Here is a 5,675-nt window from a genome sequence, read left to right on the forward strand (position 1 = left end):
CAAGTTGTTTCACAATTAAATCTGTTGTGCAGATGGTTATGATTGCTATCTGGGCGGGGATGCGTGGTTGGCGCTGCGTGTGGTGACATGCGTTGGTGTTGGCTGATGTATCTGGCGTCTTGGTGGTGATGATGTTTTTTTTTGTGATGCAGTTGAGTGATGGGTTTTGGGATTGGTTGGTTGGTCTGTTGGTCGCTGAGGTGGCTGATGGATGATGAACCTGAGAGTTTGATCCTGGCTCAGAGCGAACGCTGGCGGAATGCTTAACACATGCAAGTCGCACGGGGGCTTCGGCCTTAGTGGCGGACGGGTGAGTAACGCGTAGGAATGTGTCCGAGGGTGGGGGATAACGTTGGGAAACTGACGCTAATACCGCATATCTCCTGAGGGAGAAAGCCGTGAGGTGCCCACGGAGCAGCCTGCGTACGATTAGCTAGTTGGTTAGGTAAAGGCTGACCAAGGCGACGATCGTTAGCTGGTCTGAGAGGATGATCAGCCACACTGGAACTGAGACACGGTCCAGACTCCTACGGGAGGCAGCAGTGGGGAATATTGGACAATGGGCGCAAGCCTGATCCAGCAATTCCGCGTGGGTGAAGAAGGTCTTCGGATTGTAAAGCCCTTTCGTTGGGGACGATGATGACGGTACCCAAAGAAGAAGCCCCGGCTAACTTCGTGCCAGCAGCCGCGGTAATACGAAGGGGGCTAGCGTTGCTCGGAATGACTGGGCGTAAAGGGCGCGTAGGCGGCACAACTAGTCAGGCGTGAAATTCCTGGGCTTAACCTGGGGGCTGCGTTTGATACGGTTGGGCTAGAGGATGGAAGAGGCTCGTGGAATTCCCAGTGTAGAGGTGAAATTCGTAGATATTGGGAAGAACACCGGTGGCGAAGGCGGCGAGCTGGTCCATTACTGACGCTGAGGCGCGAAAGCGTGGGGAGCAAACAGGATTAGATACCCTGGTAGTCCACGCTGTAAACGATGTGCGCTGGATGTTGGGTAACTTAGTTACTCAGTGTCGTAGCTAACGCGATAAGCGCACCGCCTGGGGAGTACGGCCGCAAGGTTGAAACTCAAAGGAATTGACGGGGGCCCGCACAAGCGGTGGAGCATGTGGTTTAATTCGAAGCAACGCGCAGAACCTTACCAGCTCTTGACATCTGTCGGACTTCGCAGAGATGCGTTGGTGCCCGCAAGGGAACGGCAAGACAGGTGCTGCATGGCTGTCGTCAGCTCGTGTCGTGAGATGTTGGGTTAAGTCCCGCAACGAGCGCAACCCTCGCCTCTAGTTGCCAGCATGTTTGGGTGGGCACTCTAGAGGAACTGCCGGTGACAAGCCGGAGGAAGGTGGGGATGACGTCAAGTCCTCATGGCCCTTATGAGCTGGGCTACACACGTGCTACAATGGCGGTGACAATGGGAAGCCAGGTCGCGAGGCCGAGCGGATCCCAAAAAGCCGTCTCAGTTCAGATTGCACTCTGCAACTCGGGTGCATGAAGGTGGAATCGCTAGTAATCGCGGATCAGCATGCCGCGGTGAATACGTTCCCGGGCCTTGTACACACCGCCCGTCACACCATGGGAGTTGGTTTTACCTTAAGTGTCTAGGCTAACCGCAAGGGGGCCGGTCACCACGGTAGGGTCAGCGACTGGGGTGAAGTCGTAACAAGGTAGCCGTAGGGGAACCTGCGGCTGGATCACCTCCTTTCAAGGAATGCTGATGAGCTGGATGGGTTCGCCTGTTTGGTTTGTTGGTGTCCGACATATGATTTTGCTTGTTCATGCCAGCCTGGTTGGTTCGGCCTTGGCCTCGGATGGGGTTTGGGTTGGCTGACGAACGGGCCTGTGACGCTGCTGCATCAAGAGAACATCATGCCGCTGGGCTGGAGGCTTGGCTGGCGCCTTGGGTGAGTGAGAGCTCATCTCAGCGCTGACCGCGTATCCCGGTTCGGAAGATTTGCGAGAGTAACAGGTGTTGACTGGCTGGGATGTTCCTGGCCTGGGGGCTCCGGCCTTGGGTGTGATGCCCGCCTGGAGAGGTCCTTTGGTTGGGTCTTTCTGGTTGGTTGGAGAGCTTTGGGGCCAGTAGCTCAGTTGGTTAGAGCACACGCTTGATAAGCGTGGGGTCGGAGGTTCAAGTCCTCCTTGGCCCACCATTGATCTGATGGCTCCTCTGGGAAAGGTGAGCGAGCTGCTGGGCTTGGCCTGGTGGTTTGGTTGCGATCCTGGGATATGGGGGCGTAGCTCAGTGGTAGAGCACCTGCTTTGCAAGCAGGGGGCCGTCGGTTCGATACCGACCGTCTCCAAAGAGTTTTGCCTGATTGGTTGAGGGCCTTGGTGTTCTCCTGATTGGGTGTGTGCCGCTGCACAACGGGTTTGCCGCCTGGTGATGGTCCGAGCTGGATCTGATCTGGGAGGCGTGTTGTTTGACAGGTGAATCGGATTGGTTGGTCACGAGGCCGGCCGTGTGGTGTGGGGCGAGAGCTTTGCGCTGGACGGGTGGTGTCGTGAGCAAGAGTGAATGAGTGAAGCTGAGTTAGTTTGGTAAGCTGATGATCGCATCGTGGGGTTTGGTCCTGCGTGCGGGCATTGGTGGTATGTATTGAGCGCGATAAGAGCGTTCGGTGGATGCCTTGGCGCCAAGAGGCGATGAAGGACGTGGCACGCTGCGATAAGCTGCGGGGAGATGCGAGCAATCGTTGATCCGCGGATTTCCGAATGGGGAAACCCACCCGTGAGGGTATCTGCACCTGAATACATAGGGTGTGGAGGCGAACCTGGGGAACTGAAACATCTCAGTACCTGGAGGAAAAGACATCAACAGAGATTCCGCTAGTAGTGGCGAGCGAACGCGGAGCAGGCCAGTGGCCTTTGATCACTAAGCCGAGCAGTCTGGAAAGGCTGACCATAGTGGGTGATAGTCCCGTAGGCGTGATGTGATTGAGGGTCCTTGAGTAGGGCGGGGCACGTGAAACCCTGTCTGAACGTAGGGGGACCACCCTCTAAGCCTAAATACTCCTTGGCGACCGATAGTGCACAAGTACCGTGAGGGAAAGGTGAAAAGCACCCCGACGAGGGGAGTGAAAGAGACCTGAAACCGGACGCTTACAAGCAGTCGGAGCACCCTTGAGGTGTGACGGCGTACCTTTTGTATAATGGGTCCGCGAGTTCGTGTTGGCAGCAAGCTTAAGCCGTTAGGTGTAGGCGAAGCGAAAGCGAGTCTGAATAGGGCGTTTAGTTGCCGGCATGAGACCCGAAACCGAGTGATCTAGCCATGGCCAGGCTGAAGGTGGGGTAACACCCACTGGAGGGCCGAACCCACGCCTGTTGAAAAAGTCGGGGATGAGCTGTGGCTAGGGGTGAAAGGCCAATCAAACTCGGAAATAGCTGGTTCTCCGCGAAATCTATTGAGGTAGATCGTCGTCTGGACACCACCGGAGGTAGAGCACCGGAAGGGCTAGGGGGGCCCAAAGCCCTACCAAACCCTACCGAACTCCGAATGCCGGTGAGTGATAGGCGGCAGACAGACTGTGGGTGCTAAGGTCCATAGTCGAGAGGGAAACAGCCCAGACCACCAGCTAAGGCCCCCAAATGATGGCTAAGTGGGAAAGCATGTGAGACGGCCAAAACAACCAGGAGGTTGGCTTAGAAGCAGCCATCCTTTAAAGAAAGCGTAATAGCTCACTGGTCTAATAGCTGTCTTGCGGCGAAAATGTAACGGGGCTCAAGCCATCTGCCGAAGCTGTGGATGCACCGTAAGGTGCGTGGTAGCGGAGCGTTCCCTAGGCCTGTGAAGGTGCATCGCGAGGTGTGCTGGAGGTATGGGAAGTGCGAATGCGGACATGAGTAGCGACAAAGAGGGTGAGAAACCCTCTCGCCGTAAGTCCAAGGGTTCCTGCGCAAGGCTAATCCGCGCAGGGTGAGCCGGCCCCTAAGGCGAGGGCGACAGCCGTAGCCGATGGGAATCAGGTGAATATTCCTGAGCTCGTCAGAAGTGACGGCCCTGAAATTCCGTTATCCCTTATTGGATTGGGGTGGCGGCTGGAGGGGTCCGGGAAATAGCTCTGACATTGAACCGTACCCGAAACCGACACAGGTGGACTGGTAGAGTATACCAAGGCGCTTGAGAGAACCATGTCGAAGGAACTAGGCAAATTGCTCGCGTAACTTCGGGATAAGCGAGACCCATGCTTGCGCAAGCAGGTGTGGGTGGCACAAAGCAGGGGGTGGCGACTGTTTAGTAAAAACACAGGGCTCTGCGAAATCGAGAGATGACGTATAGGGTCTGACGCCTGCCCGGTGCCGGAAGGTTAAAAGGAGATGTGCAAGCATCGAATTGAAGCCCCGGTAAACGGCGGCCGTAACTATAACGGTCCTAAGGTAGCGAAATTCCTTGTCGGGTAAGTTCCGACCTGCACGAATGGCGTAACGACCTCCCCACTGTCTCCGGCATGGGCTCAGCGAAATTGAATTCCCCGTGAAGATGCGGGGTACCCGCAGTTAGACGGAAAGACCCTATGAACCTTTACTGCAACTTCGCAGTGGCGCCAGGAAGGGACTGTGTAGGATAGGTGGGAGGCTTTGAAGCATGGGCGCTAGCTTGTGTGGAGCCAACCTTGAAATACCACCCTGTGCCTTTTTGGCGTCTAACCGAGCCTGGTTATCCCGGGCCGGGACCCTGCGTGGTGGGCAGTTTGACTGGGGCGGTCGCCTCCCAAATTGTAACGGAGGCGCGCGATGGTGGGCTCAAGCCGGTCGGACATCGGCTGTTGAGTGCAAAGGCATAAGCCCGCCTGACTGTGAGCGTGACAGCGCGAACAGAGACGAAAGTCGGCCTTAGTGATCCGGTGGTCCCTCGTGGACGGGCCATCGCTCAACGGATAAAAGGTACTCTAGGGATAACAGGCTGATCTCCCCCAAGAGTCCACATCGACGGGGAGGTTTGGCACCTCGATGTCGGCTCATCGCATCCCGGGGCTGGAGCAGGTCCCAAGGGTTCGGCTGTTCGCCGATTAAAGCGGTACGTGAGCTGGGTTTAGAACGTCGTGAGACAGTTCGGTCCCTATCTGCTGTGGGTGTTGGAGACTTGAGAGGATCTGTCCCTAGTACGAGAGGACCGGGATGGACACACCTCTGGTGCACCAGTTGTCACGCCAGTGGCACAGCTGGGTAGCTAAGTGTGGACGGGATAACCGCTGAAAGCATCTAAGCGGGAAACCCACCTCAAAACCAGGTCTCCCCGAGGGCCGTGATAGACCATCACGTTGATAGGTCGCCTGTGGAAGCGCAGCAATGCGTGCAGCTAAGCGATCCTAATCGCCCGATAGGCTCACTACTCCCCAATGCGGTTCGGATCCGTCCGAACACCGCACGCAGCACCAAACCCCACTCAAACCATTCACTCACCAACCAATCCCCATCACCACACGAACAGGTTTTCGGTTCGGTGGCCTGGTGCCTATCGCGGAGTTGAAACACCCGATCCCATCCCGAACTCGGCCGTGAAACACTCCAGCGCCCATGGTACTGCCGCTCAAGCGGCGGGAGAGTCGGTCAGCGCCAGGCCACCCAACCGAAAACCTTTTTTTGTGCACACAACTTCACGCGGGGTGGAGCAGCCCGGTAGCTCGTCAGGCTCATAACCTGAAGGTCACAGGTTCAAATCCTGTCCCCGCATC

At 56.6% G+C, this 5,675-nt stretch carries 3 tRNA genes and 3 rRNA genes; all 6 read left to right on the forward strand.

From position 1 onward, the window contains the following. Nucleotides 1–216: 216 nt before the first annotated feature. The 6 genes from KTR66_RS24475 to KTR66_RS24500 all read left to right on the forward strand — a co-directional run bounded on the left by KTR66_RS24475 (nucleotide 217) and on the right by KTR66_RS24500 (nucleotide 5,674). Nucleotides 217–1,705 (forward strand): 16S ribosomal RNA (locus KTR66_RS24475). A 371-nt stretch (nucleotides 1,706–2,076) separates the two neighbouring features. Beyond that, a tRNA-Ile gene (locus KTR66_RS24480) sits at nucleotides 2,077–2,153 on the forward strand. Nucleotides 2,154–2,231: 78 nt separating this feature from the next. After that, nucleotides 2,232–2,303, forward strand: a tRNA-Ala gene (locus KTR66_RS24485). A 294-nt stretch (nucleotides 2,304–2,597) separates the two neighbouring features. Next, a 23S ribosomal RNA gene (locus KTR66_RS24490) occupies nucleotides 2,598–5,334 on the forward strand. Nucleotides 5,335–5,447: 113 nt separating this feature from the next. Continuing rightward, nucleotides 5,448–5,562, forward strand: a 5S ribosomal RNA gene (rrf, locus tag KTR66_RS24495). The 16S, 23S and 5S rRNA genes sit together here with 3 tRNA genes alongside, the layout of an rRNA operon. A 38-nt stretch (nucleotides 5,563–5,600) precedes the next feature. After that, nucleotides 5,601–5,674 (forward strand) — tRNA-Met (locus tag KTR66_RS24500). Nucleotide 5,675: the final 1 nt, after the last annotated feature.

The organism is Roseococcus sp. SDR (assembly GCF_019083995.1).
Taxonomy (GTDB): Bacteria; Pseudomonadota; Alphaproteobacteria; order Acetobacterales; family Acetobacteraceae; genus Roseococcus.